Source organism: Snodgrassella sp. CFCC 13594, assembly GCF_001590725.1.
GTDB lineage: Bacteria > Pseudomonadota > Gammaproteobacteria > Burkholderiales > Neisseriaceae > Snodgrassella.
The window spans coordinates 1-601 of record NZ_LQXR01000080.1 but is presented as its reverse complement, the minus strand read 5'-3'; the positions used below and the strand labels follow the sequence as shown (position 1 = coordinate 601).

The window sequence follows — 601 nt, the reverse complement described above, 5'->3', positions numbered from 1 at the left end:
TGGAAGCCAATGGCCAGGAGCGCACGGTATGGGGTGTAGGGCTGCCTGATGCGTTGTCACAATCTGGTGCGGTTTTGGGTGATAGGGTGACTTTCCAAAACTTGGGAAGGCAGCCGGTGACCATTCAAACCCCTGTTCGTGATGACAATGGCAAAGTGGTTGGCCATGAGGACAAAGAAACCAACCGTAACGTCTTTAAAATTGATGTTTTGTCTCGCAATACCGATACACCGCAACAAGCTGAAGCCATTGCTGAACCTGCTAAAGCCACCTTGTTTGATAAGGTGGCCGAGCAGTCAGGCTTAGACCCCAATACCTCTCCTGAAAAATTGACCCCTTTTGATCAGGTTAGCAATCCGGAAGCGAATCTCAGCGATGAACAAGTGGCCCAGTTGTTCCAGGCATATCGGGAGCGTGAGCAGGATGAACACAACAAAGAAACCTCAGTGCCTGAACAGCCTGATCGTGAATTATTGTCCGCCGCCGACCGTCTCGAAGCAGCCAATATGCGCCCCGATGTTGGCCAAATCAATATGTCTCCTAGGGCGGATACGGACATTGATGTGCCCATCGATGGCATTGGCCAAGAAAGTGTGCCAGC

Annotated in this window: 1 pseudogene; it reads left to right on the top strand. The window is 51.2% G+C overall.

Annotation, left to right across the window (positions count from 1 at the left end):
• Nucleotides 1–601, top strand: a pseudogene (locus tag A2F46_RS12750) (hypothetical protein); the annotation flags it as partial.